This is a genomic window from Polaromonas sp. 39-63-25, assembly GCF_002278925.1.
In the GTDB taxonomy this organism is placed as follows: Bacteria; Pseudomonadota; Gammaproteobacteria; order Burkholderiales; family Burkholderiaceae_C; genus Polaromonas.
This window is the reverse complement of sequence record NZ_NCJH01000032.1, coordinates 1-23,203: the sequence shown is the minus strand read 5'-3', so window position 1 is coordinate 23,203 and position 23,203 is coordinate 1. Positions and strand designations below refer to the sequence as shown.

29 protein-coding genes, 3 pseudogenes and 1 other annotated feature are annotated in these 23,203 nt (G+C 58.9%); of the genes and pseudogenes, 11 read left to right on the top strand and 21 right to left on the bottom strand.

Going from position 1 to position 23,203, the window contains the following annotated elements:
* Nucleotides 1-103: 103 nt before the first annotated feature.
* The 12 genes from B7X65_RS22980 to B7X65_RS22925 form a co-directional block, all read right to left on the bottom strand.
* Nucleotides 104-1,675, bottom strand: coding sequence for an SAM-dependent methyltransferase (locus B7X65_RS22980; RefSeq protein ID WP_293596560.1), 1,572 nt, complete (start codon nucleotides 1,673-1,675; stop codon nucleotides 104-106).
* 263 nt (nucleotides 1,676-1,938) lie between these two features.
* A complete protein-coding gene (locus B7X65_RS22975) occupies nucleotides 1,939-2,463 on the bottom strand; it encodes a hypothetical protein (RefSeq protein WP_293596559.1) in 525 nt (174 codons plus the stop codon).
* A 410-nt stretch (nucleotides 2,464-2,873) separates the two neighbouring features.
* Nucleotides 2,874-3,293 (bottom strand): hypothetical protein, encoded by a 420-nt coding sequence (locus B7X65_RS22970; RefSeq protein ID WP_293596558.1) that lies wholly within the window; start codon nucleotides 3,291-3,293, stop codon nucleotides 2,874-2,876.
* A 194-nt stretch (nucleotides 3,294-3,487) separates the two neighbouring features.
* A complete protein-coding gene (gene flhD, locus B7X65_RS22965) occupies nucleotides 3,488-3,844 on the bottom strand; it encodes a flagellar transcriptional regulator FlhD (RefSeq protein WP_293596557.1) in 357 nt (118 codons plus the stop codon).
* Entirely contained in the window at nucleotides 3,834-4,511 is a 678-nt protein-coding gene (locus tag B7X65_RS22960) for a hypothetical protein (RefSeq protein WP_293596556.1), read from the bottom strand. Before B7X65_RS22960 ends, flhD begins: the two co-directional genes overlap by 11 nt.
* Nucleotides 4,495-5,043 carry a hypothetical protein gene (locus B7X65_RS22955; RefSeq protein ID WP_293596555.1) on the bottom strand — a complete coding sequence of 183 codons (549 nt, stop codon included), beginning with the start codon at nucleotides 5,041-5,043 and terminating at the stop codon, nucleotides 4,495-4,497. Before B7X65_RS22955 ends, B7X65_RS22960 begins: the two co-directional genes overlap by 17 nt.
* Nucleotides 5,040-5,492 (bottom strand): hypothetical protein, encoded by a 453-nt coding sequence (locus B7X65_RS22950; protein ID WP_293596554.1) that lies wholly within the window; start codon nucleotides 5,490-5,492, stop codon nucleotides 5,040-5,042. The genes B7X65_RS22955 and B7X65_RS22950 overlap by 4 nt, the downstream gene beginning before the upstream one ends.
* Nucleotides 5,489-5,836, bottom strand: coding sequence for a hypothetical protein (locus tag B7X65_RS22945; protein ID WP_293596553.1), 348 nt, complete (start codon nucleotides 5,834-5,836; stop codon nucleotides 5,489-5,491). Before B7X65_RS22945 ends, B7X65_RS22950 begins: the two co-directional genes overlap by 4 nt.
* 50 nt (nucleotides 5,837-5,886) lie before the next feature.
* A complete protein-coding gene (locus B7X65_RS22940; RefSeq protein ID WP_293596552.1) occupies nucleotides 5,887-6,384 on the bottom strand; it encodes a hypothetical protein in 498 nt (165 codons plus the stop codon).
* 305 nt (nucleotides 6,385-6,689) lie between these two features.
* Nucleotides 6,690-8,201, bottom strand: coding sequence for an integrase domain-containing protein (locus B7X65_RS22935; protein WP_293596551.1), 1,512 nt, complete (start codon nucleotides 8,199-8,201; stop codon nucleotides 6,690-6,692).
* A gap of 25 nt (nucleotides 8,202-8,226) precedes the next feature.
* A complete protein-coding gene (locus B7X65_RS22930; RefSeq protein WP_293596550.1) occupies nucleotides 8,227-8,676 on the bottom strand; it encodes a hypothetical protein in 450 nt (149 codons plus the stop codon).
* 4 nt (nucleotides 8,677-8,680) lie between these two features.
* Nucleotides 8,681-9,172, bottom strand: coding sequence for a hypothetical protein (locus tag B7X65_RS22925; protein ID WP_293596549.1), 492 nt, complete (start codon nucleotides 9,170-9,172; stop codon nucleotides 8,681-8,683).
* Nucleotides 9,173-10,858: 1,686 nt separating this feature from the next.
* On the opposite strand from B7X65_RS22925, the gene B7X65_RS22920 reads away from it, so the two are divergent.
* The 3 genes from B7X65_RS22920 (at nucleotide 10,859) to B7X65_RS22910 (ending at nucleotide 12,900) form a co-directional block, all read left to right on the top strand.
* The gene (locus tag B7X65_RS22920) at nucleotides 10,859-11,932 is read left to right on the top strand and encodes a hypothetical protein (protein WP_176491415.1); all 1,074 of its coding nucleotides are present in this window, start codon (nucleotides 10,859-10,861) and stop codon (nucleotides 11,930-11,932) included.
* An 11-nt stretch (nucleotides 11,933-11,943) separates the two neighbouring features.
* Nucleotides 11,944-12,300: a hypothetical protein gene (locus tag B7X65_RS22915; RefSeq protein ID WP_293596548.1), complete on the top strand. Its 357-nt coding sequence runs from the start codon at nucleotides 11,944-11,946 to the stop codon at nucleotides 12,298-12,300.
* Nucleotides 12,301-12,561: 261 nt separating this feature from the next.
* On the top strand, nucleotides 12,562-12,900 hold the full coding sequence (locus B7X65_RS22910) for a hypothetical protein (RefSeq protein WP_293596547.1): 339 nt from the start codon (nucleotides 12,562-12,564) through the stop codon (nucleotides 12,898-12,900).
* Between the two features lie 841 nt (nucleotides 12,901-13,741).
* Here B7X65_RS22910 and B7X65_RS22905 read toward each other — a convergent pair.
* The 6 genes and pseudogenes from B7X65_RS22905 to B7X65_RS22880 all read right to left on the bottom strand — a co-directional run bounded on the left by B7X65_RS22905 (nucleotide 13,742) and on the right by B7X65_RS22880 (nucleotide 15,993).
* A complete protein-coding gene (locus B7X65_RS22905; protein WP_293596546.1) occupies nucleotides 13,742-14,014 on the bottom strand; it encodes a hypothetical protein in 273 nt (90 codons plus the stop codon).
* An 89-nt stretch (nucleotides 14,015-14,103) separates the two neighbouring features.
* Entirely contained in the window at nucleotides 14,104-14,532 is a 429-nt protein-coding gene (locus B7X65_RS22900; RefSeq protein ID WP_293596545.1) for a hypothetical protein, read from the bottom strand.
* Nucleotides 14,533-14,630: 98 nt separating this feature from the next.
* A complete protein-coding gene (locus tag B7X65_RS22895; protein ID WP_293596544.1) occupies nucleotides 14,631-14,789 on the bottom strand; it encodes a hypothetical protein in 159 nt (52 codons plus the stop codon).
* 57 nt (nucleotides 14,790-14,846) lie between these two features.
* Nucleotides 14,847-15,185, bottom strand: coding sequence for a hypothetical protein (locus B7X65_RS22890; protein ID WP_293596543.1), 339 nt, complete (start codon nucleotides 15,183-15,185; stop codon nucleotides 14,847-14,849).
* Between the two features lie 171 nt (nucleotides 15,186-15,356).
* Nucleotides 15,357-15,554: pseudogene (locus tag B7X65_RS22885) on the bottom strand (DnaB-like helicase C-terminal domain-containing protein); the annotation flags it as partial.
* Nucleotides 15,555-15,768: 214 nt separating this feature from the next.
* Nucleotides 15,769-15,993, bottom strand: coding sequence for a helix-turn-helix transcriptional regulator (locus B7X65_RS22880; RefSeq protein WP_293596542.1), 225 nt, complete (start codon nucleotides 15,991-15,993; stop codon nucleotides 15,769-15,771).
* A 115-nt stretch (nucleotides 15,994-16,108) separates the two neighbouring features.
* Between B7X65_RS22880 and B7X65_RS22875 the strand changes: the two genes are divergently transcribed.
* The 5 genes and pseudogenes from B7X65_RS22875 to B7X65_RS22855 all read left to right on the top strand — a co-directional run bounded on the left by B7X65_RS22875 (nucleotide 16,109) and on the right by B7X65_RS22855 (nucleotide 19,410).
* Entirely contained in the window at nucleotides 16,109-16,537 is a 429-nt protein-coding gene (locus tag B7X65_RS22875; protein ID WP_293596541.1) for a hypothetical protein, read from the top strand.
* A complete protein-coding gene (locus tag B7X65_RS22870; RefSeq protein ID WP_293596540.1) occupies nucleotides 16,534-16,806 on the top strand; it encodes a hypothetical protein in 273 nt (90 codons plus the stop codon). The genes B7X65_RS22875 and B7X65_RS22870 overlap by 4 nt, the downstream gene beginning before the upstream one ends.
* Nucleotides 16,807-16,835: 29 nt before the next feature.
* Entirely contained in the window at nucleotides 16,836-17,543 is a 708-nt protein-coding gene (locus B7X65_RS22865; RefSeq protein WP_293596539.1) for a hypothetical protein, read from the top strand.
* Nucleotides 17,544-17,835: 292 nt separating this feature from the next.
* Nucleotides 17,836-19,012, top strand: a pseudogene (locus tag B7X65_RS22860) (IS3 family transposase).
* Nucleotides 18,114-18,230, top strand: a sequence feature (AL1L pseudoknot). It overlaps the preceding pseudogene by 117 nt.
* Before the next feature lie 113 nt (nucleotides 19,013-19,125).
* Nucleotides 19,126-19,410, top strand: coding sequence for a hypothetical protein (locus B7X65_RS22855; RefSeq protein ID WP_293596538.1), 285 nt, complete (start codon nucleotides 19,126-19,128; stop codon nucleotides 19,408-19,410).
* Nucleotides 19,411-19,459: 49 nt separating this feature from the next.
* On the opposite strand, the gene B7X65_RS22850 is transcribed toward B7X65_RS22855, so the two are convergent.
* Entirely contained in the window at nucleotides 19,460-20,167 is a 708-nt protein-coding gene (locus tag B7X65_RS22850) for a hypothetical protein (protein WP_293596537.1), read from the bottom strand.
* Nucleotides 20,168-20,232: 65 nt separating this feature from the next.
* Nucleotides 20,233-20,577: pseudogene (locus B7X65_RS23940) on the bottom strand (DUF4113 domain-containing protein).
* 714 nt (nucleotides 20,578-21,291) lie between these two features.
* Between B7X65_RS23940 and B7X65_RS22840 the strand changes: the two are divergent.
* Nucleotides 21,292-21,942 (top strand): NYN domain-containing protein, encoded by a 651-nt coding sequence (locus B7X65_RS22840; RefSeq protein ID WP_293596536.1) that lies wholly within the window; start codon nucleotides 21,292-21,294, stop codon nucleotides 21,940-21,942.
* A gap of 68 nt (nucleotides 21,943-22,010) precedes the next feature.
* Here the strand turns inward: B7X65_RS22840 and B7X65_RS22835 are convergent, their stop codons facing one another.
* A complete protein-coding gene (locus B7X65_RS22835) occupies nucleotides 22,011-22,322 on the bottom strand; it encodes a hypothetical protein (protein WP_293596535.1) in 312 nt (103 codons plus the stop codon).
* Between the two features lie 20 nt (nucleotides 22,323-22,342).
* On the opposite strand from B7X65_RS22835, the gene B7X65_RS23935 reads away from it, so the two are divergent.
* Both B7X65_RS23935 and B7X65_RS22830 read left to right on the top strand, forming a co-directional pair.
* The gene (locus B7X65_RS23935; protein WP_366557389.1) at nucleotides 22,343-22,702 is read left to right on the top strand and encodes a YHYH domain-containing protein; all 360 of its coding nucleotides are present in this window, start codon (nucleotides 22,343-22,345) and stop codon (nucleotides 22,700-22,702) included.
* An 85-nt stretch (nucleotides 22,703-22,787) separates the two neighbouring features.
* Nucleotides 22,788-23,135 (top strand): hypothetical protein, encoded by a 348-nt coding sequence (locus B7X65_RS22830; protein WP_293596534.1) that lies wholly within the window; start codon nucleotides 22,788-22,790, stop codon nucleotides 23,133-23,135.
* Nucleotides 23,136-23,203: the final 68 nt, after the last annotated feature.

Genomic DNA, 23,203 nt, shown 5'->3' with positions numbered 1-23,203 from the left:
GCTAGTCGGCTGTTTACGACTTTAATTGCTCAGAATAGAAACGGATATCCACAAATGCAAAAACCCCGTCAGCGGATGCTGGACGGGGTTTGCAATGTGTTTTCTAAAACAAGCACACCTGGGCAGGGGCTTGCTGCGGAGCTGCCACCTCGATGTCCAGAGCGCGCGCCACCGCGACGCCTGGCTTTCTGAGCAACAACATTGTTGTCGGCACATCAGTTCCGGACGCCTTGAAGGCGCCGGCGGGTACCTGTTCGACTTCCCCTCCCAGAGCTGCGACGAACGCCTGAAACCTCCGCGCGGGTGCCGTATCGTGGGTTTGCCACGTAGTTGACGCGATGCCTGACAGGACGCCGCCAGGCCGAAGGAATTTGAAAGCGTGAATTATGTGGTCGGAGTCCCTGAAATGCGCGAACGGCGGATTCATGAGCACGCGATCGTAGATTTCCGAAGGCGTGATCGCAAGAAAGTCCCGCGGCCCGTCGAGCTGGAAGCCCAATGCCTTGAGTTTCTTGACGTTTCGGCCCATCAACTCATAGCACGTCACGTTCTCACGCCCGACAATTTCAGCTGCTGCCATGGCCAACGCCCCACCACCAGCGTTTGGCTCAAGCACCTTCATTCCTGCCTCAAGGCAGGCCTTCGCGACAACCCGAGCAGTCAGCGGCGCAGGAGTTTCGAAAAACTCATATTCCCTGGAAGTGAAAACCTCCCCTGTCCGGAGGATTTCCTCCAGCACCGGAGCCGGATCGTCCTCAAAGACGTGCGCCTGCCTCGATGTCGACCACTTGCCGCCGATGTCCTGCATGAACGCATTGACCTTTGCGTAGAACGCGCTGGCCAGCCGCTGGGTGATGGAGACTTCATGTCCCTCGATCACCACACCTCCGAGCACGTCCAGGATGTTCTGGGGCACGCGCGTAGGACGCACATCGAACTTGCCGGGCTTGCGCTTCGGGGCTTGAGGCCCTGACGACGCAATTCTGCCGGTTGCCCAGTCCAGCTTCACGCTGCACACCAGGCTCTCGTGGTCGCGGCCGGTAAACATGGCCGTGAGCGCGGAGCCCCGGTAGTCAGGCAGAAGTTTCAGGGACTCCAGGCCGGGGATGTTCAGCGCATGGAAGTTATCCGCCTTCGCCATCAGCTGGGCGGCCTGCTTTTCCAGCGCCGGCGAGCCGCCGGTGTTGCCAATTGCCAATGTGGTTTCATGCCAGGCGTTGGCCAGCTCGAGCAGCACCTGTGCATTGCGCACGAGATCCTCGCTCGTGGGGTGGTTCGGCGCCATGCGGCGCAGCACCATCCACGTGTTGTCCAGATCCAGAGCACGGGTGTAGAGCTCTTCGGCATCCAAGGGGGTGTGAGTGGAAGTTCCGCTCTCGCCGCCGCGAAAAACCAGCCCCATCGCCACCAGAAGGGCCGACATGCCATCCGGCAGGCGTTGGCCAGTGTCCAGGGCGATGCTGAGCTTGTCGCCCGCATACGTGGCCTTGAGCAGCGGTGTATCCGCGCCAGGAAGCCACAGATCGCGATGCGTGCCTTCGACGGTGCCGTCCACAACTCGACAGTACTGGGGATCGCAGGTGAATTCGCCTTCCCAGGCCGCGAAAAGCGAACGCACGGCGAGGAACGGCAAGATCGACTCGATCATGCAAAGTTGTTTGAGAAGAAGTTTCATTGGAGATTCGACTTTTTAAGACGAAGCACCGCCCCAACGGGGAGTGCCCCGGTGGGTTGAAACGAACGACTCGGTTGAGCCGTTGAGATATGCGAGCCGACAGCGTTGCGCTGCGACTCAAGGTGAAGGCTGACTGGGTCAGCGAAATCGGCCTATGCCGAAAGCTTTTTGATTTGACCAGAGGCACCAAACCGCGTCAAACGGTCGTGGCCAAAGGTCTCGCGAGTGATACCGCAGGACCCGCCAGCGGCCGTAGGCGCCGGTCAGGAAGCTGCGACGAAGGGCTGCAGCGGCTGCAGCAGGTGTTTGGTGAACACCGGAGCCTTGACGACGGTGAAGCCGGTCTGGTCGGAGGTGACCAGACCGTACGGGGCGGGCAGCTCCTGGGGGGACACGACCCCGACGGGTGCCACGAAGTAGAAGCCCTCGGAAATCAGCTCACAGGCGGCGCGCTGCTGGCGCTGTGCCATCGCGGCGAGAAAGTCCGAGCGGGTGACCACCACCTGGTAGACGCATGGGTTCGCCTGCGCCTTGTCCTGAGTCTGTCGCAGCGAGAACACGTCGGCGTGCACCGGTTCGATGTCTGTGCTTGTGGACCAGTTGATCATTTCGGCCGCGGCGAAGACTTTGAACTTCACGTCTTCCCACGTCTGGCGACCACTTTCCTTCAAGTAGGCAACCAGTTTGCTCACCAGCGCCGTATGGCCGCTGCTGGCTTGGGACGATTCGTTGTCGCTGGAACTTGGGGCAGGCGAATGGCCCGCTGTCACTACTCGATCGGCATGCATTTGTGAACTCGCTTTCGATGATGTGTGAATGGCCGCATGGCGGCGGTTTCCTGTTGTCCAGGACCTGCGGCTTGGTCATGCGCGCCGGCGTAAGCACTTTTCGGAGGCACCGATTGGGTTGGATGTAGTGACCCCGATTCATTATTGCCAGAACAGGCGCTTGGGCCTGCGAAGCAACGAGGTACTTTCGACTCGAAGAACGGTGGCGTACTGCGAGTCGCCCTACTCAAGGCATGCGCCGATTAGAAACGTTTTTTCTTATGCGAGTGTGAATGGCGTGACATTTGTAGGGTCACTTCAAAAGGCGCGCACCCTTTGACGCAAGTCATGGATTTTGCCAATGAAATAAGGCCGGTGGGTCGGCTGCGATTTTTGCAGCTTCCCCACCGGCCTGTATGAGAGCTTTCGCCTTACAAGCGGAACTTGTTTTCCTTGTTTCCGCTGTTGAAGGTGTAATCGGTCACAACGCCTTTGCGGTCCAGCGCGACGGACAGCGCATAGCTTTTCACGTTGGAGCCGCCGAGAGCGCCGCCGAGGTAGGGAATGAAGGTTTTCGGGTCCCAGGAGACCGTCGAGGATTCCCACACGAGGGTTTCATTGCCGGAGGAACTCATCGTGGACTGGCTGGGCTGGCCCAACTTTTCCACCAGCTGGGGCTTGGTGGTTTTGCCTTTGACGATGAACGAGTAGTCGGGCTGCTCGGATGCGGCAGCGCCGCCGCCGGTCGTGGCGCAGCCCTGCAGCGCGAGAGCGCCGGCGGCCAGGCACACGGCCAGTGCGACCGAGCGGATGCGGGTGTTGGCATGGGAGGAGGCAGAGAACGATTTCATGAAGATCCTGTTGTGAAGATTGAAAGCTAGCCTTTGGCTAACGGCAAAACCTGGTGATTCCTTTAGGGGCCAGTTCAAACAGGCTCTCATGCTTGGGCGGGCTGTCAACTCCCCTGCACTGCTTCTTTCATCCATGTTGAACAACCCCGAACAGGAGAAATCCCGATCGCGCCAGCCTGCCCACGCTTGGCGGGTCAGGCGGCCTGTCGGCGTTTGGCAGGCGTCTTTCTCGGTTGCCCTACATCGTCGACCGGCTGGCCGGCAAGGACGATGGCCACATGGGTCTGGTGCATCGCGGCCATGTTCCCATCGTTGATGAGTGCGTCAAACACCGCGGTTTCCTCCAGCCGGAGGCGGCACAACACCATCCCGGACATCGCCATTTGCATGATCTTGGCCAGCGGCATGCTCGAGATCGCCTGTGCGATTTCCCGGCTGAAGCCAAACCGGTACATGGCAGAGGCGCAGTCCTCGCGGAGCAGACGCTGCGCCAGCAACAGGTACGTCAGATTGAGTTCCCCGATTTCTTGTGCAGCCGTACTATTCGTCATGACGACCTCCCAGTCCGGCAGGAACGAGTAGCTTCCCGTTGCGCCGCAAGCTCGGGTCGAGCGGCAAGGTTGCGACGGCCGCGCCGCCCACCGTGGTCAGCCAGGCGCGGACGCGACCAGCTGCCGTACGGTAGGCCCGATTGCGCCCAGCCTCGGGATCGCCTGTTCGCTTGGGGTTGAATCCGCTCGACGGCAAGGACTGGAGCAGCTGCTTGTCGCTCAGGCCCAGCTGATGAGAAGAACAGTCGAGGTGAAGGTGCTCGCCGGGACGCGCCCCGGGGAACTTGGGAAGGACAAGGCCTTGCACCCTGCCGCTGGAAGCCACCGCCACGGCGACCGGGCGCACTGGCCGGCCCAGGTAGGCAGGGTCACACGCATGAAGGCTCCAAAGGGCTTGAGGAACGGTGAATGTGATCGGGGTGGATGTCGTTATCACATCCACAACGTCTGAAAACGCAACTTTCCTTGCATTGCCGGAAGCGGTCAGGCAGTGGATGACGCCGGCGGCATGGTCCAGGCATTCGACATAGACGGCGCATTCGGCATGCTGGCCGTAGCCCAGGTGGTTCCAGGTGATGACGCGGTCCTGCGCGCCAAGCTGCAGCAGGCCCACGGCTGACGAGCCAGCTGGCCGGCCGGAGGTGGGCGGGTTATGTTGAGGTCGCAAGATTTGCCTTCTCCATGATGTCGTGCAGCAAAGTGCCGCGTTGTTCTTCGCCGAGGGTCCAGCCGGCGACGCCCTGCAGGCCTACCGCGCGGTCACCGTCGTCTTGACTCCAGCGGATCCGGGCGAAGGGCTTCCGGGGCCAGCTTTGCGGGGGCCCAACAAGGGGCAAGTCGTCAAATCCGGCCCACACCTCCTGCAGGTCGCGCCGCACGAGCTGGACACCCAGGTCCTGCGCCTGCCCGGCCTCGCCGGCTGGCTCGCCATGGTCAGCAACCGAGCAGCTGCAGGCCGAGGGGGCAGACGGGCGGGCAACCTGCCCATCGGCCGGGGCGAAGAGCTCCGCGCCGCCGCCGGCGACGGCCTCGATCCAGGTCCAGCCATTGGTTCTTGTCATGGCGGGATCAGCAAAGGCTTCCAGCGCGAACACAGCCTTGTCGAGGTTGCCGCGCCCCAAGTGGTTGCGCACGGCCAGCAGCTGCAGGGCGTCTTCGCGGGTGAGGTAGGTGGCCCGAGAGTGGCTGGTGCTGCTCATGAGCCCTCCGGCACATCGTGCAGGGAAACCGTGCAATCGGGGCAGCCTGAGCCGACCGGCATGCGGCAGGGGTGGCCGTCGCTGACCTTGCCGCAGATCTGCGCAGGCGCGCCCTGCCTCGCTTGTGAGTCCGGTTGCAGCCGAGCAGTCTCCCAATGGCGTGCAGCAAGTGCAAGGTGACGCGAGTCAACGGCCTTGGCCATCCAGTACGCACCAGACTGGAACTTACGTTTTTCCATGTGGTGGGCACCGTGGGCACGCGATGCCTTGCTGATGACTTGAAGGAAGCCGACCAGCGCGGCGCGGGAGTCCGGCGGCAGGGCGGCCCAGCCTTCTGCGATTTCGGGCATTCGCAGCATGGGGTTTCGCACATCGGGGCGGTTGCTGCGCTGCACGGGCGCAGAGCCGGGGGCGGTGAATTGGCTGGCTGACATGGTGGTGGTGCTCATGAGGGTTGGGGCTCGGTTTTGTGGCGCTTGATGAACGCCTCGCAATCGCGGATGGTTTTCTTCGCCTCGGTGCGTGCCTCGCGCCCGCGTTCACCGGCGAGCATGGCTTGCGATTCGGTACCGGATTCGGAATGCAGGCCGATGATGTAGGCGGCCTCCTCGACGGCCATGGCCAGTGTGGGCGGGGCCTTGTCATCCGATTCGAGGTTGTTCAGGCTTTGCGCGAGTTCATACGGGACTTTTTCGGCCCACGGCTGCTCGTGCCACGAAGCCACGGTGCCGGTAGCGGGCCCACCCTTCGGCGCCGGCGCAGGGGCGGCGGGGTTTTGTCTTCTCGTTTTCATGGGGACGTTTCCTTGTTGGAGGTGCTGGAGTTGATATATGGGGGGAGGCGTCAAACGTAGGGACGCACGCGCTCGCGGCCGTAGCCGTTCTTGCGGACAGCCGGTTCTTCGCGGAAAAATTGCAATACGCATACTGCATACAGGGTGACTTCGACGACCAAGGACACCAACCCAGCCGGATGCAGGCCCAGTGGGGATTCGATCAGGCCGAGCACGGTGGCGGCTGTGCTCGCGAAGGCGACCAGCGAATGGGCGCCCAGGACCGCGCAGAAAAGAGAGTCGCTTCGGGTGCTGCGCAAGGTGAACGCACCGAGCACGAACAACGTCGCGACGGTCGACGCAAGGAATACGAGCCATTCGGAGCCGTGGGCAACGCTCCAACGCAGGGCGGAGGCGATGAGGAACACGAGCAGGAACGAAAGGTCGCTGGTGCCGGTGTCAGTGATCCAGCGGTAGGCGGGCCTGCCGATGGCGATGCGCCACAGGTGCCAGCCCATGGCGCCTGTCCAGGTAAAGGCGATCTGCGCGAGGATGTTGATGAGGTTCATATTCGTTCGGGGGTGATCAATTCAGCTTCTCACCGATGGGGGTTCTGTCAATGCCGTTGGTTCGCCTGGCAAATACCTGGCAAACACCAGGCGAGCGGTGGATGGGCGGCATTGGAGGCGATGGCATGGCGTTACGTCATCTGAGGGCGGGTTTTCGCGCTGGGATGGTGTTATTCGTTCTGTGGGGCTGGGGCTGGAGGTTGGGTAGGGGTGTTCTGGATCGCTCTGGTCACCTGGTTCGCCCTTCTCCCTGTCGCCCTTTCTCGTGAGGAGCTGGTAGGCAGGCAGGTAAGGGGGCTGGCCTTTCACCGGATGATGATTTCGAGGGCATCGTCCGGGGGCGACTCGTCGTGGTGCTCGCTGAGATCGACGGGGCGGCCGTAGAGCTCAAGGAGGTTTTGCTTGAGGACAAAGCGGGTGTTGGTTTCCAGCGGGCGAAGGTTTTCAGTCCGCACAATCACACGCAGCTTCTCGTTGGCATCAACTTCCAGGCCCAGGGCGAAGCGGCCGCCGAGCCAGACAGCAGACAGGCCAGCTGCGCGAACGGTGCGCTGGAACTCGGTGTTCTCTTCCGTGCGCTGGATCCAGTCAACGATCCGGGCCTTGCGGCTGCGCTCGAGCATGGGCAGGGAGCCGACATAGGCTTGCGTCACGTCCGCACGGAAGTGCCCGAGTTCGCGGCTGACTTGCGTGCGCGCCTCAAGATCCGCGTCACGGATGGCCTGGGTGACCTGCAGGGGCGCATCGCGGTGCACGGGCGGGGCCATGCCGGCGATGCTGGCGTAGCGGCGCGCGGCGTACTGGTGGCGCAGGCCATGGGCTGTCACGCCCAGGGAGGCGCGGGTCACGCCGACCATGCCGAGCTGGTAGTAGAAGTGGTTTTTGCTCTGCAGCAGGGTTCTGCCCTGTTCGGACAGGGTGCCCTTCCTGTTGCGGGCGGCATAGAGCTTGGCGCGCTCGATCACGTCTCTCTGCCACTGGCGCATGGCTGGATCGTCCTCAAAGCGGACGTCGCGCGGCAGGCCGCCCTTGGTGCCGTGAACGATGCGCAGGACATGGCCTTCATCGGCCGCTGCCGGGTTGAGCTGGATGGACTCTTTCATCCGGAGGCCAAATGCGGCCTGTACTTCAAGCTGGATGGCGGTCAGGGGGCTGCGCCGCTGCAGCTTTTCCAGCACCTCGTGCAGATCCACATCGTTTTGGTCCCAGGCCAGGCTCTCGGTGGCCACTGTATGCCGCCAGTTGGGCACCTCGACACCCTCGCGGTTGAGCCAGGCGCGCAGGTCATGACCCTTGGGGACGATGTTTTCCTTTCCTATGAAGGTCAGGAACCTCCTCAGAATGGATATCTTGTTCTGAATGGTGCCGCTGCCCTGCCCTTGGGCGAGCCAGTACCTGATGAGTCGCAGGACATGGGCTTTGCCGATCTCACCGAGGTTGCGCACGGCGGCGCGGTCGGCGCGCAGGTCGTCGATCATGCGGATCATGCCGTCGCTGTAGGCGCTGCAGGTTCGCTCGGACACGGGGCGCTTGCGGCCGGTACCGGATTTGATGACAAATTCGCCGAAGAACATGGCGAGCTGGGCCTTGGGGTTGTCAGGGTGGCGTTTCTGGACCCGGGCCAGGACGCCCATGGCCGCGCCTGCCGCGTTGCTGGCCGCTTTCTCCCTGCGCTTGACGTCTTGCGCCTCTTCGCGGATGCGCCGGTTGATCTCGCGCGTTGTGAGCTCCCGGCCGCCGGCGCCCAGCTGATCGCCAGCAAGGTCCAACGGAATCGTTCTGTGGTCGGTGCGCAGCTCTCGCAGTTCGTGCCTCATCTCGCGTCCTTTCGTGTGTCAGGGGTCAGTAGCACGGTTCATCGTCAAATTCGATCTGGGCCTGCGCATGGACGCGGGCTTCGCGCTGGGCAATGAAGCTGCAGGCCTGGGCGACGCTTTCCAGATCCATACACGGGAAAGGGCTGAATCCTTTTGAAGAGCTGACCCAGATGGCGGGAGCCCACCGAATGGCGCCGGTGTCGTCGGCGCTGGCCCGGGGCGGGCTGGCCCTCAGGGTCCAGTCTTGCCAGATGACAGCTTTGCCGGCGGACAGGGCATCGAAGATCGAGCGGGGGTCGAGGGTCGCAACGTGCTGCACCGGTGCCTTGTCGGTCACTTCGAGCCAATGGGCGCTCAAGCTGATGATCTGGCGCGCCGGCTGGGGCAGGCAGTGGATCCGCGCCGCGAGGGGGGCCGTGGAGTCTCCCCCCGCCGATCGGGCATGGCTGCAGAGCGCATGGCGTTGCTTGCGCATCATTTCAGCCCTTGGCTGCATCGCAGAGGGTTGGGTTCAGGCGCTGAGATACGGACGGTACCGAATTGGCGGGGTGTCCCAAGGGAGAGGAGACCTGGGCGCGGCGGGCCGGCAAGCCATGTTGTTCTCCGCAGGCGGTCCCGATTGCGAGGACCTTCCTCAAGGCATCCAGTGCCCCGCCGGGGTGGTCTGCGCTGGCCAACGCGTCCTGGGCCCGGCGCAGATGCACGCTGATGAGCATCAACCAGGTGCCTACCTCATGAGGGTTGGCCACGACGGTCCCGTGTTTGGCGTCCTGGTAGACGCGCTCTCCAGCAATCGCCTCGAAAGCGGACGCGCGGCGCCCGTGCCCCTCAGAATCCTCCGGTGGCAAAAGGCTGAGCCTTTGGGCCAAGCCGAAGGCCAGCAGGAGGGCTGCAGTCTGCTGCGCGGACGCGGGCAGCTGCTCGATCGCACGGCACAGCTCCTGCGCTTCCGTCAACATTGATTCAATCATCGTTTTCTCCTGCCAGCCGGGTTCCCTTCACATCGACGCGGCTGAAAACGTCGGGTGAGCTGCCAAAAATGGCTTGTGTTCGTCGCACGCATAGGTAGAGCCGATGAGGTGCAGCTGCGTGACGTGGCTGTGCCTCCGGGCGCGGTGAAGTCGGTTTGGGGTGCGCTGGTCCCCCGCAGGATTCGTCCTACGGCGCGCTGGTGATGGGTTGCCTGGCTGTTGCGGCCCCAGGCGGGCATGAAAGGTCAGTTGTTTCGCACGGATCGTTAGCAAACTCTCCTGCCTATCCCGTTGCGACCGGGGGGCAACTCCTTTCGGAGTCTCCTGTGCCGCGAGAACGGGCGACACAGGGGGTTACTGGCATCAGCCAGGGCTTTTAAGGAAGCCAACCTTCATCCGGCTCTCGCCGGTGTTCTTGATCCCACTCAGTACGCACTGACGTTGCGCACCCCAATGTCATCTGTTTATGAGCTATCACCTTGTAAGCCTCAAAAGGCTCCCGTCCTCAAATGGACAGGCGGATAGCGCATCTCGCTGCGAGTGCCTTAAGGCCTCCAGGGAGTAGATGGTTGGAACGTGGAATTGAATTCGCTTTAACCGCTTACGCGGCTCCGCCCATCGCCCTCACCAGAGGAGCTAAGGATGGCGGGCCCAGATTCGGGCGCTGAAGAGTTTGCTAGTGAGCGCTGTTCGTTTGAACGGCACTTCCTCCAAGGACAGTCGATGACTTCCGAGGCTTTGGGTGTATTCGACCCGTGCGATTGCTCGCGAAGATTCAGAACGCGCCTTGCGTTGTGAGTACTAAGCTGAGTTTGCTCTGTTGAGCGATGTTGTCCGTGGGACAGAAGTAGTTACGACTACCAGCGATCCCGACAAGCGGGGCCAATTCACATGTGGAGTTGGACTTTGATGGATGCTGCCACTGGGACAGCGAGTTGGCAAATTGCCAGCACGGATGAAATGTACTTCGTTTGCTTTTGTCGTGCAAGTGATTGTGGACAAAACGCGGGGATGGAGCGGTTGTCCACAGAGTCAACTTTCGGCTCAGTGTGAACCTCAGGGGCTTAGGGGTCCAGGCAGGACCAATACGGGCGCGGGGTCCGTGTTCTCTCAGTCTTGAGTCAGTTGATGACATGGCGCCGTGAGTTGGCCTGTGGACAAGACGATCGGCCCTGCAGTGTCGGTCGTCCTGGCGCACTCCAAACGTAGGCCTCGCGAGCCGGTTGAAAGCTGCGCTCCAACGGCGAAGCCTTGATAGTGGTGGTCTGCCTCAGGCAGACGCAGGTTCAAGCGGATCAGCACGCTCTGGGGAACTACGGTCGAGAGCGCTTCATTGACCAGGAATGTCCACTTTCGGGCTTTCTGTGTCCAGATCTACTCGGCCGGCTGCACTTTTCGTGGTGCGCTGCGCAGCATTGGACAGGAACGTCCGCCCGTGGGCTTTCTGCGTCCATTTCGTCGGTCGAGCGATGCGATTGCGGGAGGCGAATGGACAGAAGTGTCCGCAATTGGGCTGTCTGCGTCCACGTTGCCCGCGTTCACGGCAACGAATTACGCACCGCCGCGTTGTCGTGGACAGGATTGGCCACTATTGGGCTTTTTTTGGTCACGATCATTTGCGGCGCGCTGGACCCGCCTCTACCATTTGCGTCAACACGACTTGTGTTGCCTTTATCTGGAGAGTCCATGAAACCCGACACCCCTGTGGTGGTCGACGTTCGAGCAATTGACGTTGGCTACTTCTCTATCAAGCTGTCCCTCGGCCGCAAACTGGTTGGTGATTCAAGCACCATTGCGACCGCCCTCTTCCCCAGCCTCGCACCGCGGCTGCCGGCAGGACTGACACCCCAAAGCGCCCTTCACGGAAAGCCCGACGGCTGCGTTGTGGCCGTCGAGGACGTCAACTACTTTGTCGGTCGCGACGCAATCCTGTATAGCTCCGGACGCGAGCCACGTGAAGTTCTTGCGGACTACAGCCAGACAGACAAATATCTCGCCCTAATGCGGGGGGCACTGCACTACATTTTTCAGGATGCGCAGGCGAAGTCAGAACTGGTGATCCGGCACTTGGTGCTGGGCCTGCCGCTCAACACCTTCGGCGAGAACAGGGACAAGCTGGCCAAGCGTGCCATGGGCGAGCATCTTCTTCCCGATCCAGTTCACCCGGGCGCGCATCGCCGCATCACGGTTGAGCGCGCCTCGGTCATTGTGCAGCCGCAGGGCGCACTGGTCAGCTATGCCGCCAATCACACGAAAACGTTTCAGGATGGCTGGGTACTGGTGGTAGATCCGGGCGGTGGCACCCTTGATTGGTATGTCGCACGTGGACGCCTGCCCAACTGGCAACGGTCGGGTGCCTATCCCAAGAGCATGCTCGCCTGTGCCTATGCAGTGGCAGACAAGATTGACGCGACCTGGCGCGACAACTTCGAGATCATTGAGCGGATCGACAAGGCAATCCGTGAGAATGCGCCGTCATTCAAGACCGGCGGCCAGACCTATGAGTTGTCGAATTTCGCTACCGGGATTGAAGCCGTGTTGAAGGAGTCGACTGACAAGATGGTCGCGAAGCTCGGTTCGCTGGACAATCTTGACACGATCCTTTTCACTGGCGGCGGCGCGAAGGTCTACCACGACTTCTTTTCGAAGCGCTATCCCAAGCTCGCTCCGATCATGGCCATGGACGACGACCCGGTGTTTGCCAACGTCAAGGGCTTTCATGTCGCCGGCGAGATCATGTCCATGCCGGTACGGGCTTGAAGGGGGATTGAATGTCTTCCGCAGCGACCGATGACCGAGAAATCCGTTTGAGGATCTTGATCGACCGGGACATGCCCGATCTGTTTGCCCGTCTTGGCGGTGCGAAGCGCCCGGCCAGGGAGGTGATTCACCTCCTGCGACTTGGCATCCAGTTTGAGCGGTACTTCAATGGAACCTCTCCCCCCTACCTTACAAGCGCAAGCCCAATTCCGGCGGAGCGAACTTCGGCGGCCGCGGGAGTGCCTGCCAGTGCGCCGGTACGGGTCGTGGCGCAGAAGGACACAGCGGCCGAGAGCATGGCATTCGTCGAGCAGACGGGGCTTTCGGCTGACTACTTTAATTCGGCCCCACCCGCCTATGTTGAATGAGTCGCGCAGTTGGGAGAAAGGAAAGGCCGGGTAGATCCGGCCTTTTTTTTGCCCTGCAATCTGGGCGGGGTGTGATGCAAAAGCAATATTCACATTGGCATAGGAATCAATTGCAGGCCGTACGTGTGGTGGGGGTTGACGCCGACGCTGATGAACATGCGCAGATGAGTTGGAAAAGCCTTCGACTTGGGGGGTTGACGGGAAGTGAAACTATGAGAACCTGTATCTACAGAAACAGAATTCATTGCGAAAGGGTCTGTCATGAACCAAGTAATTTCCCTGGAAATCAAGTCGGAAGACTTCCGGCAAAACTACGTCCCTGAGCCGATTGTGCCGGTCAATGGGCGCCACTGGATGCTGGACTTCGCTCCTGCACGCGACCTGCTCAAGGCAACGCTTTTGAACCGCACACCCAGCGCAGACGCGCACCTGTTCCGTGAGCGTGGCGCGAACATCCCGGCGCTCGACGTCAGGCTCGATGAAATGATTGATGTGTTGGGCATGCGCGGCGAGCCGCGTCCTGTTGGCCACGTCGATTGCATCGCTTCTTCGGTCAAGCTACTTGTCCGGATGTTTCGGGAGGCGGTAAGCCTTCGTTAGGAGCGCAGGGGCCGCGTCAAATGTGGCTTCAGCGAGTTATCCACAGGAGCGCTTTGACACCGGGCCGTTTTCGGCTCCGTGATGCTTTTGGCGAGAGTTATCCATCTGTTCGCGTGGATAAGTCGGGCCTCATGTGACCCAAAGCCTTTACCCATGCGGGCGGAGCTAGGAATCCTATTTTTTAAGCAGCACCGGGTCGTCGCATGAATGAACCGTGATGCGAAGGTCCCGGTCGGGGGTAATCTGGTGGGGCGAAACGAAGGGGGCAATCAACTTCATCGCCCGAGCGAGGGGAGAAGTAAATCACTATGGCGATAAGCAAGGAACCGAGTAGCGCGGCAGCCGAATCGCGTACGTCAAAGGGAAGTGAAATGCCTGATTTGACAAAGTTGACTGATGAATGGCGACGTGTCGCACGATACAGCGTCTACCGAACTCAGGGTTTTTCGGTTCAACGCTCTGAAGTGAAAACGATATTGCATACGGGTCAGACATACGCCCAGGCTATCGTCAAGGCCAGTTTGGCAGAGGCAGCGCTTCGGAACGAGCCCGGCTATCGCCCGTGGGTGATGTCGAGGGCGATTATCGGCATGCAGTTGGAGAGTCCCATAGCGATTCGGAAGGCATGACCAGGAACTGCAGCGCGGCACTTCGGTGTCGTTGCATTGACCCCTGCCTAAATTCTTGAAGTTCTGCCCGCTGGGCCAAAAAAAAGCCCCGTGCCTGTCATGTGACGGGTACGGGGCTGTGGGTGTTTCTGGGGTGACCAGCTCATTGAGCCAGCTGTCATCACGGTGTGGGGATCTCCACGGGCGGGATAACGCATTGTTGTTGGGACCGCTCACTGGTGGTGGCGGTACTCGTGACTTAGACCTGCAGGGATGTGGTGAATGTGAACCCACTCCTTGCCAGCCTTCCGGGCGATGCCGATGAGCTCCTGGATCTCATGCGGGCCTTCGCCGAAGTCCTGTTCGGGTGGCAGGACCTTGACCAGGAAACCGTCGTGGGTCTCAATCTGAACAAGATCGGTTGCGTCATTGGCGAGCAGCTCCAGGGAGAATTTACTCAGGAGGTGCCCGTTGACCGGATAGGTTTCTTGTGGAATTTGATTCATATTTATGTGGGTATGCGGCAGCTATGCGCGATGCACAGCTCCGCTACCAGCCTTGTTGTTATGTCGAAGTTGACCAGCCCTACCGGGCTTCAGTCTGGGCGGGGCGTGTGTGCGGCTTGCGCCGTCACCCGCACCGGATTCGAATTTGCCTGTTGCGCGTGAGTACGCGCAACTTGCCGGCCGCCGGATGATGTCGCGACTGCGATGGCCACCGGAGCTTCCTCAACGTCACCGTAGACGGGGAGTTCAGACGCCACCGTGCCGTCGCAGTCCAGCATCAGCCAGTTCTGCTGATGCCGCTGGGCGTACTGGATGCAGGCCTTGAGGTCTGCCGGCACTTCATCACTAATGGTGAGTCCGTCGGTTTCTGTGGGCACATGCACGAACCAGCCCCAGGGGCCTTTTGGATAAATGAGTGCGCCGTCCACGAGGTCCTGGGTCAGCAGGGTTCGTGTTTCGGGTTTGAGGTGGGCCGTGGACAGGTCCAGCATCGTGAAAGTCGTTGGCTGACTTTGCATTTGATTCTTCCCAAAAAATATGGGGGAATCGCCCCCCGGAGGGAGAGATCCCCCCGTGGGTTGGTAAAAAAAATGCCGCTGAATCGCGGCAAGTTTGGTTAGGCTTCGGCGTGTCGTTTGAGACGTGACCTGTTTCGTTCCTGGTTTCGTTGATGCAACCGTTTGTTGCCCTTCCCTACCCAACGGGCAAAGAAGAGCGCCGCAATGATCCCAAGCACCTGGAAGGCGTTGAAATATGTGAGGTAGGTTTCACTCATTGTGGGTCCAAGTTCAGGCATGTTGATGACCTCATTATAAGAAACCGGTGGACTTTTTCAAGCCCTCCTGTTCCGTCTACGAGGCCGCCGTTCCTCAGATTCCTGTTCCAGCTCGTGCACGCGGAATGCGAGTGCGAAGCTCAGGCGCAGAAAGATGAGATACCAGGCTGCGGCAGCGATGAAGGTTTCGGGAGAGTTCTCCTTGTAACCAAGCAAGCCACCTACTGCTGAACCGACGTTTGCGATGTCTTTGACAACGTCTCGCAGATTGTCGACAGAAGCACGCCGCTGCATGAATGCTTTGACGTTCTTCACCAGGTAAGGTCCGACCTCAACTACAAATCCCAGAATTGCGCATGCAAGTCCGGGGGCCAAAGCCAGAAAGACACTTTTCATAGTAGCTCCTTGGCTTACACCAGACGGAGCTACCCCAACAGGGGAAGCCCTGTCGGGTGATTTGGGCATGCATGAAGCATGCGTCGTCGCGAAATGCGAAAACGTTCAAACTATCGCTGACTAGTCTGGATTCGGCAAGTGATCACGACCAATCGTCTCGCCCTGCCCCAGTCAATCACCAGGCCGGTTCCGATCAGGCCAATCGTCCTGCAGGCTGGAGAATTTGGTAATTCGGTTCTGGAAGGCAAGTTTCACGGTGCCGGTCGGGCCGTTACGCTGCTTGCTGATGATGACCTCGGCCACACCGGGTTCCTTACAGGCGTCCTTGGTGTAGTACTCGTCGCGGTAGATAGAACGCTACAAAAGTACCTATATTTCGCCTTATCGAACGGTCGACCTCAGAAGCGAGATGGATTTACTCGGGTTTTCTGCTCTCATTACACGAAAAAATACGCTCTGGCGCGCTGGATGGGATCGCTAACAGAGAACTACTTGGATATATGTCGCTCGTATGCTCCAGAGCGTAGGGAGGGCACTGGAGGCAGTATGGGGCTGGCCCGACGACTAAAACCTTTATAGCCTACTAAGACTCCACCAGATATCGGCTCATAACCCTTTTCATCATTTCGGGGAGCGCATAGTCCAGTCCCTCAGAGAGCCTGAGCAACACACTTATTGTTGGTTGTTTGCGCGCAACTTCGATTAGTGAGATGTAGGGCCGATCCAAGTCGCATTTTCCAGCGAGATCTTCCTGGCTCATATTCAACTCCACACGACGAGCCTTAATCTCGATGGCTAAAGCACGCATTAACGGTTGATTTTTGCTTGGTCGCATCTGGCGCGACTATCGCAAAACGGTATACTTTTGACACGTGTCTATAGACAGCTTTTAACGCATCAAATCGAGTACATAAGGACCGCCCATGCCCATGCTTGAAGCTCTTCGCCCTAAAGCATCGACAAGCCTAAAGGAGTTGACGCGCCTGACAACGTCTGACACCCAACACCTGCTATACCCCTCCGCACTTAAAGAGACAGTTCTTCTTTGTCTCGCAAGAGATTTAAGGATGGTTGAGCGTCTCTCTATGGAGGGTGGGGAGCTGGACGCACCTCTTGCCCCTTCACTCTATGTAGTTTGTGAACTCTTGATGCGACCCGGTACGAAGTACCACGCGAACGGTCAATTCCAAATGACAGAAGCTGGCCTTGCGCGAGCGATCAAGGTTCTACAGTGTGCTGTCGAGAGAGAGATCGTCAGTCGCATAGTGGGAATAAGCAGCGAACTGAATGAGGACGACTTCTTTCTCGCTGAGCTCGACCTAAGCCAGTGCGGCGAAGGAGGTGACATATGAACACGATACAGGACGATGCGATTGCCAGTGAGTTCGATCGCCAAGGCCCCAGCGCGGCCAACTTCCAAAGGCACCGCAGGGAGAACCTCCGTGCCATCAAAGCGGCATATGAGGTATCGGGCGGCGATTTGCCGAAAGCGCTGCATTGGTTCCGAACAGAACAGCTTTCAGCATTTGGTCATAAAACCGCGGAGCAGGCAGTGGCCGCAGGCCAGGCGGATGACGTTATTCGTCTGATTGATTCTTTGCATACCGGCGCATCAGGTTAGCTGTTTGCAATTTCGCTAGGAATTATTCTATGCAGCTTAAAGTTATTGGGGCAGTCAGCCTGGTCGATCAGATCAGATGCGATCGATGTGGCAAGCAAGTCCATCGCATCGAGCCCGGTTTCGAACAAATGACGTCCATTGGATTCGACGCTGGTTTTGGCTCGGTTTTTGGTGATGGGAATCGAGTAGAAATCGATTTATGCGAAACATGCTTGCAGGCGACGCTGGGTATGTGGCTTAGAGTGCGGGCCCCTTGGCGTATCGATCATATGCCCCAGGGGGAAGCAGCGTCCGGCATTGACCCCCTCCCTCCAATCATCAATAGCCAGAATCTCGGCGACCCTGCCCACTTATATGGTGTGCTGACCGCGCATGAAATGGCCGAGCATTTGAAGTGCTCGCCGGAAGCGGTTTATGAACGCGCGGTCGCCGGCGAGTTTATTTTCCTTTCGTCGCCAAAGCGAGTCGACGAGCGACGCTACCCTGCGTTTCAGATCGACGAACGTTTGGACAAGTCGCTGCTGAAGCAAGCCATCCAGAAATACCTAGAAGCCGACGTGAATTCGACCTTGCTCTGGAGTTTCCTGCGGAGCCCGCAAAAGATATACGCCGGACTGACCGCTATTGAAATGCTGCTGGGCGGTATGCCGCCCAAATATGACACGCTGACGCCCGAGGAAAGGGCCGACGTATTCCTCGAAGTGGTGGACGAAGAGATTTCGCGCGTGCGGTGGTAACTCCTGTTTTTGAGCGTCTTGACACTCTTTCTCGACATCGATGGTGTGCTGCATCCGTGGAGGCGCGTGCCCAGGGTCCTCTACCGCTCCTATGTATGAATTTGCCGAGATAGGCTTAGCGGTTCGTACCCGCCGTTCCGACATGGGCTTAACTCAGGCTCGCGTTGCCGACCTGTGTGGCCTGTTGCCGACTACAGTGGAGCAACTGGAAAACGGATCGATTGAAAAGCTTGATTGGGCAGTGAACCGCACCGGGTTTTGTGGAGGCTTCAACTCTTAAGATGATGAAGCCATGAATAAGTCCAACAAGTTCTCTCCCGAAGTCCGTGAGCGCGCAGTGCGCATGGTGCAAGAGCACCGCGGGGAATACCCATCGCTGTGGGCCGCAGTGGAATCGATTGCGCCCAAGATCGGCTGCGTGCCACAAACGCTGCTGGACTGGATCAAACGCGCGGAGGTCGACGCGGGGGTGCGTGAAGGCGTCACGACCAGCGAGGCGCAACGGGTCAAGGAACTGGAGCGTGAGAACAAAGAACTGCGCCGGGCCAACGAGATCCTCAAGCTGGCCAGCGCTTTTTTCGCCCAGGCGGAGCTCGACCGTCGCATCAAGTCCTGAGAGAGTTCGTAAACAAGTATCGCGATACCTTCGGGGTCGAGCCGATTTGCAAGGTATTGCAGATCGCCCCGTCGGGCTATCGGCGCCATGCGGCGCTGCTGCGAGAGCCACACAGGCGCTGTCCAATATGCAGGTCTACGGTGCCGTAAAGGTCTGGCGCCAACTGGCGCGCGAGGGCACGGTCGTGGCGCGCTGTACGGTCGAGCGGCTGATGCGCCGCCTGGGATTGCGAGGCGTGATTCGGGGCAAGGTGATTCGCACCACGACCAGCGATGCCAAGGCGCCATGCCCGCTGGACCGCGTCAATCGGCAATTCCATGCCGAGCGCCCCAATCAGCTGTGGGTCAGTGATTTCACATACGTATCGACCTGGCAAGGTTGGCAGTACGTGGCCTTTGTCGTTGATGTGTACGCCCGGCGCATTGTCGGTTGGCGGGTCAGCAGCTCGATGCGCACGGACTTCGTTCTGGATGCGCTGGAGCAGGCCTTGTATGCCCGCCAGCCCGAACGCGACGGCAGCCTCATATGTCACTCGGATCGCGGGGCGCAATACGTCAGCATTCGCTACACCGAGAGGTTGGCCGAGGCAGGCATCGAGCCTTCCGTCGGTAGCAAGGGAGACTCCTATGACAACGCCCTGGCCGAGACGATCAATGGCCTGTACAAGGCCGAGCTGATTCATCGCCGGGCACCGTGGAAAACCAAGGAATCCTTGGAGCTGGCCACCCTCGAATGGGTGTCCTGGTTTAACCACCACAGACTGCTTGAGCCCATCGGGTACATTCCGCCCGCAGAAGCTGAGGCAAACTACTACCGGCAACTCGCCAGTCAGACCACCACTGTGGCGGCCTGACTTAAACCAAATTGCCTCCACGAAACCCGGTGCGGTTCACAGTGGCAATACGAATTACTGCACAACTGGGACTGAATATCCACATTTCGAACCCACGGCCGACCAGACGGCAAATGGACAGAATGAAATCTGCACTAGACGCGGCCGCGATCACAGCGAGCGTAAGTTATAGGAACTCAATAAAGGCCGAGGATTTACGTGCTGCATTTTTAACTGCAACTAACCCACCAGACTATGCGCCTCATGTTCGCACCTTCCTAGATGAGGCGCCTATATCGCAGATAGCTGGCGTCGTTGAGCAGCTTCACCACGAAAATAACGTCAGTCGTATCAAAATGTGGGAGAACATGCGAAAAATGGCAAACGCCGCTCACCTACTTCGTGGTATCTGGCAATGAGGCATCCCGCAGCGAATGATATCAAAGCCGACTCACGCCGTGGTTGAACTCACTCGTTAGCGGCAACGAACTGGCGAACCATCTCTTTTTGGCGGGCAAGTAGCTCCCGAAACGGATTGCCTTTGGCAGCCGGGCCGTACAGATTGATTGATACCGGCACTGAACGCGTGGTGGTGGCGCCGACGACCCCCACAAATCGAGCAGGCTTCCCTTCGTAGACTAAAGTTCCTCCTACGCCAATATAGGCTCCGAGCTCATCCCGGTCGATGAGGCCGAGGTTGACGTTGCCCTGGAGTGATGGGGTCGGGACGCTGGAGTTAGTAAGCTTCTCTTTTAGGCGCGCAGTTATGTCTTGGCTCCCACCGCCGGTCTTAATTTCATGGTCTACGTAGATCTGAACAACATCAGCCCTCGTGGTTCCAGCCGGAAGCAAGAGTTCCTGGCCTTGAGTCAGTTGAAAGAGATAACTGCCATGGTTTTGCAGGAGCAGTGCCGGGTTGGCTCTGCGCTGTGCCCATTCCCGGCAGTTGGCGTACAGGATCGCGACTTTGTTGCGGTCGCGGTTGCCGTCTTCCTGCATTTTGTAGTGAAGCGCGCCAAGCTCGTCATCGCGCGGAATCACGCAGTGACCCTTTGGTATCACCAGGTTCACGCTCGTGTCCGCAAATTTGGCGGTTGCAATGGTCTGAGCAAAGGGTGCCGTCGCACTGGCGCCGATCGCGAAACCGACCAGTATCTTGAGGAAAGTTTTGGACACGGAGCCTCCTGTTGAGGTCTGAGTCTACCCAACAGCCGGGAAAAAGAAACCAGGTATCCATGCATTCAAGCCTTCGCCACCGGCAAGTCCGCCCAGCGCGTCGTGTACTGCGGCGTAAGCAGGTTTTGCTTCATTTCAAAATCTCACCGCGGTCCTCTCAGGCCGGCGCTAGCTAGCGTCACCGTTCCACGGCCGTAACGGTCGTTGAGCTTGTCCAAGGTGCCCATCAGATGACCGCAGGCCTGTGGCTCGGGCTCTAGATCCAGTTCTCCCTGCTCGACGCCGCCGTCCTGCAGATCGAGCAGCATCACGCCAGCCTTCGCAAAGTTGAAGCCTGGGCGATAGATCGCCTCAATCCCACGCACAGCCGCATTTACGAGCACTACGCTGTCGTCGGTCGGCCTACGCAGGGGCGGAATGAGGCTTCTGCTGTACTTCGGCCTCGGCCGGAAGACGCTGGAGGTCGCTCAGATGGGTACAGCCTGCGGAACGTGGCTGCCTACGTAACCTGCCTCCGGCGACCACCGAAGCCAAGAACACCTGGTGCCAGAAGTTTTCCGATGCGGTTAGAGCGCTCAGTGACGAAGCCGCAGCCATGCTGCCAATGTCGAACTTGGCCTATGACTTCTATGTCCACCACTGGCACCGCACCCGCTTAGGATTACAGGTTAGAGGGGCGCTGGAAGCCCCTGCATGCTTGGTCGATCACTTGGAAGTTGCAGGAGAAGGCTAGGGCGCTTGCTAAAAATGGCCTGACCTTGGGGTGATTTGCACCGAAATGGTGCAAAATCTAGCGCAAACCGGGACGCAACCTTTCGGCTAGCCGTATATCCAACGGTGCAAACGCGTGCACTCTCAGATATTCGAGGCGCGCTCCTACAGGCGAAAAACTGAGCTCGCGCTAAGCTGGCCTTCAAATGATTGCTATTTAAACGATAGCGATTTGTGGTTATTTCGTGAATTTGTGGCAAAAAAATTTGAAAAAGTAAACTTATCCACAATATCCACAAGGCACAACGCATACAGTTGGCTTCTCGATAAGAGACGGCTGCCCTACAGGTGACATATAACAGAAGGCTTCGACCTTCGACCTGTTTGGCGGCCAATTTTTTTGGGCGGGCCAAATGCATCAGTACGCGATTCTTATCGACGGCGGGTTCGCGAAGCGCAAGATCGGAACTTCTATTCAGCCGGCCAATGCTGCCGACTTCGAAGCCCTCATCACAGCGATTTGCCACTACCCATTGCTAGAGGGGCTGCGTCTGCACCGAGTGTATTACTACGATTCTGTCCCTTTGCAAACTGCGCACGACAAGCCGCTGAGCGGCGGGAAAATCGAGTTTGCAAATCAGCCCATCGCTACACGCTCACAACAGCTTTTTGATCAGCTAGTCAAGCTGCCATACGTCGCGCTAAGACTTGGGGAATTGAGTTTTAACGGGTGGGAGTTGACGCAGAAAAAGCTGAACAAAGCGAACGGTGACATGATTGAAATTCGCCATACCGATCTCAAGCCAAGCATTACCCAAAAAGGGGTGGACATGCGCATAGGGATGGATATTGCGGCTCTGACGCTCAAGAAGCAGGTACAACTGATTGTGCTGGTCACCGGTGACAGTGACTTTGTGCCAGCAATGAAATTCGCCCGGCGCGAGGGGGCACAGCTCTATCTGGCCCCTTTGAAGCAAAACATTCGCGCGTCCATGTATGAGCACAGTGACATGGTTTTGGACATCGATTTCGTGCGGCCCGCGACTCCGGTCGCCGTGACATAGGTTCTATTGCTGAAGCACCTTCCGCAGGTGGCGGCACCCCCGGTGTCTCGCCCGGCGACACATTCCGTCTATCTGTACAGTTGCTTTCTGGCCCACTTGCCAAAGTAGATCAAGTAGGCGCCCGAGGCCAATACGAGTGCCGCAACTATCCACTGTCCAACTGTCTCTGGCGTCAGCATTCGCAACCACCAGGGGAAACTGCTCATCACATCTGGCGCTTCCAGCCCGTGACGATCAAAAATCCTGGCAATTCGCTGGCCGATGCGACCCACACGAATTCCCAACATCATCATCACTCCTCCTAGTGCTACGAGTGTCTGGCCTAGCAAGCTTGCGATCCACGGCCGGTTCAGAAATCCCATCAATAACGTTTCGATCATTACGCACCCCTTTGGCCTGAATGGTGCCACGGCACCTCATGGGGCTAACCCTTCCCTCAATCGGAGGAGGCAATATGCGTCGCCACATGTCACCATATGTGACAAAGTCTGGAGACACCATGAAACTGTTCTGCGCGTTGGCGTTGCTGGTGATTTGCGGATCTGCTGCGGCTCACTCTGGCGGTACAGATGCGCAGGGCTGCCACACGAACCGTAAAACCGGCGACTACCACTGCCACGACTCCAAAGGGGCAAGCGCTGCCGCAGCACCTCGTCAGGCTGCGCCCACACCGTCAGGCGGTCCGACATGCTACACAGGCCCGCGCGGCGGCACATACACAATCACAAAAAGCGGACGAAAGAACTATGCTGGCTGCTAAATGGTGCAAACCAAATGCCCGCCGAGGCCTGCATCATGTAAGCAGGGTGTGCGCAAGCAAAGCGAGCAACAAAAGGGAGCGAAAAATGAAAACAATAGCGGTGGTGGCCGGGGTTTTAGTTATCTTGGCCTATGCCATTTTGCAGTTCGTGGCAGGCTTCGAGGGCATTGAATATCACATGGGGAAGTGGTGGGCCATCGGCGCCATCGTCGCCGCGTTCACGTTACGGTTCATGCTCCCAATCACTTTGGGCGCGTTCTTCGGCGCCATGGATGTGTGGGGGTGGTCTTGGCCGGTGGCTCTTGTGTTCGCGGCGCCTGGGCTCTTTGTTGCAGTCCCCGCACTTGCAGGCGATGCTTATGAGTTCTTGGCTGGCCTATGGCATAGGAGAAAGACAATAACGCCTCTCTTGAAATCTGAGTGGGTAAGCTAACGCCAATTTGATCAACCTGGACGAGTGAATTGATGACTGCCAAGCTGTTTGAGGCTGCCCTGGGGATT